Here is a 2,869-nt window from a genome sequence, read left to right as displayed (position 1 = left end):
GGTCGCGATCCAGGCAACCGAGGGCGTGACGGTCGCCACCGGCGCGACGGTCGATGCCTCGGGTGGCGCGGGCGGCGGGCGCGTGCTGGTCGGCACCGCAGGCCGCGGCCGGCAGCAGCCCATGGCCCGGCGCACGACGATCGAGGCGGGTGCAACCATCCGCGCCGACGCCATCACCGCCGGGACCGGCGGCGAGATCGTCGTCAACAGCGCCGAGCGCACCGAGATGCGCGGCACGCTGACCGCGCGCGGCGGCGCGCAATCCGGCGATGGCGGCTTCATCGAGGTCTCGGGCCAGGGCGCCTTCGTGCTGCACGGCATCGTCGACCTGACGGCGCCGAACGGCGCGCTCGGCGACTTCCTGCTCGACCCGCAGAACATCATCATCTCCTCGAGCGGCTCGCCGACGCTGCCCTTCGGGACGGTGACGGAGACGATCACGGGCACGAACGGCCTGGACCCGGCGAGCGTGCCGACGGGCAGCATCAGCGCCGCGGGCAGCGTCGGCGCCACGGGCGGCGGCGCCGATGACTGGGTGCGCATCGGCACCGGCGCCATCGAGGGCTACAACGGCGGCAACATCATCCTCGAGGCCAACCGGCAGATCATCCTCGACAGCGTCGTCAACCGCACCAATGCCGGCAACCTGACGCTGCGCGCCGGCCTCGGCGACGGCGTGACGGACGGCAACATCGTCCAGCGCGCGGGCGCGAACCTGTCGGTCAACGGCACGCTGACGCTCGAGACGAACCGCGGCGGCATCAGCCTTGGCGCCGATGTGCGCGCCACCGGCGTCACGCTCTCCGCGAGCGGCGCCATCACCCAGACCGGGGGCGACATCCAGCATCGCGGCGGCGCGACCACGCAGCTGCCGCTCTCGGCCATCTCCTCCACCGGTTCCGTCACCCTGGCGCAGGCGGGCAACGGCAACATCGCCCTCGGCGCGAGCGGCGCCACGACCGGCAATTTCACCGTCTCGGCGAACACGCTGCGGGTGGGCAGCAGCCTGACCGCGAACGCGACGAGCCTGACCGCCGCCACCGGCACGCTGACGCTCGCGGGCGACATCCGCGCGACCAGCCTCGCGCTGTCCGGCGCCACGGGCGTCACGCAGTCCGCCGGCACCGTCGCCCACCGCGATTCGACGCCGGCCACGCCCATCGAACTGCCGCTGACCGCGACGACGACGACCAGCGGCGCCGTCACCCTCGACCAGACCGGCAATGGCCCGATCGCGCTGGGTGCGAGCACTGCGGTCGGCAACTTCACCCTGACGGCGGAGGCGATCCGCACGACCGGCACGCTGACCGCCACCGTCGCGACGCTGACGGCCGAGAGCGGCGCCATCGCGCTCGGCGCCGATGTGCGCGCGAACACGCTCTCGCTTGCGGCGCAGACCGGCATCTCCCAGTCCGGCGGCACGATCGAGCGGCGGACCGCGCCGGCGACCGCCGTCGACCTCACCGCCAGCGTCGCCGGCACGGGCGACATCGTGCTGGAACAGGCGAATGCCGGGCTGCGCCTGCTGACCGGCGGGACCGCCGACGGCGATCTGCGCATCGCCGCGACCGGCACGACCATCGTCGCGGCGGGCAACACGCTCACCGTCGAAGGGCAGGCGAGCATCTCGCTGACCGGCAATGCCGACCTGACGCTGAACGGCACGCTGCGGGCCGACAGCGTCATCCTGCAGGCCCAGGGCGACATCACCCAGGCCGGCACGGCGGTGCTCGCCCCCGTCTCGGCCGCGCCCGGCGCGGCGCTCGACCTGACGGTGACGGCAAGCGGCAACAACAACAGCGTCAGCCTGCTCGGCGCGAATGGCAGCATCCGCCTCCTCGCGGGCGCGACGGAGGCCGAGGCCTTCACGCTGCGCGGCGAGACGCTCGCGCTCGCCGGCCCGCTGAACACGGCGTCCGGCGGCACGCGCGGCGACGTCACGCTCATCGCCACCGGCACGACGGGATCGATCGCGCTCGGCGGCACCCTCACCGCGGCCGGCGCGACGCTGCGGGCGAACGGCGCGATCACGCAGACGGCGGCGCTCGACCTCGGCGGCACGCTGACGATCCGCGGCCAGGACGGCACGGCGAGCAGCGCCGCCGGCGCCGCCACGCTCGCCCTCGCCAACCAGGTGACGGCGCTCGACGCGCGGACCACCGGGGCGCTCGCCTTCACCTCCGGCGCCACGGCGCTGAGCGTGACGCAGGCGCGCGGCAACGGCGTCGCCATCACGGGCAACGCCGTCACCGTTCCCGCCAGCGGCGCGCCGGGCATCACCGGCACGGGCACGGGCGCGGTCAGCGTCGTGGCGAACAGCCTGACCGTCACCGGCAGCATCGTGCAGGCGAGCGGCGGGACGATCGCGCTGCGGACCGACGCGATCACGGCGCCCGGCACCATCTCCGCCCCCTCCGGCACGGTCGAGATCGGCCCGCGCACGGCCGGGCGCGGCGTGGTGGTGGGCGGCGCGGCCGATCCGCTGCGGCTGCAGGTCACGGCAGCCGACCTCAACGACATCGGCGCCGGCACCGTCCGGCTCGGCCGCACCACGATCGGCGCCAGCACCGTCGCGGGCGGCGCGGCGGAGATCGCGGCCGGCGTCGCGCTGCCCACGGGCACGACCTTCGAGGTCGCCGCCCTCGGCGGCATCACGGTCGGCGCGGCGGTGGAAGCGGGGCGCGTGCGGCTCGGCGCGACCGGCGACATCGCGCTCGGCGCCTTCGACGTAACGTCCGATGGCGCCTCGGGCGGGATCGAGCTGCGCGCCGGCGGCACCATCACCCAGGCCCTGGGCGGGCGCATCGTCGCCAGCGGCGGGACGCGGGAGCTGGTCGCGCAGGCCGGCGCGGGCAGCCTCGAGATCGGA

At 75.3% G+C, this 2,869-nt stretch carries 1 protein-coding gene; it reads left to right on the top strand.

The features are described from left to right. Window positions 1-25: 25 nt before the first annotated feature. The coding region (locus HW577_RS23200) for a beta strand repeat-containing protein (RefSeq protein WP_198378478.1) at window positions 26-2,869 on the top strand (2,844 nt) is incomplete at its 3' end.

The organism is Neoroseomonas rubea, assembly GCF_016106015.1.
Classification (GTDB): domain Bacteria; phylum Pseudomonadota; class Alphaproteobacteria; order Acetobacterales; family Acetobacteraceae; genus Neoroseomonas; species Neoroseomonas rubea.
Note: the sequence above shows the minus strand (reverse complement) of the source record. Positions and strands in the feature narration are given on the sequence as shown.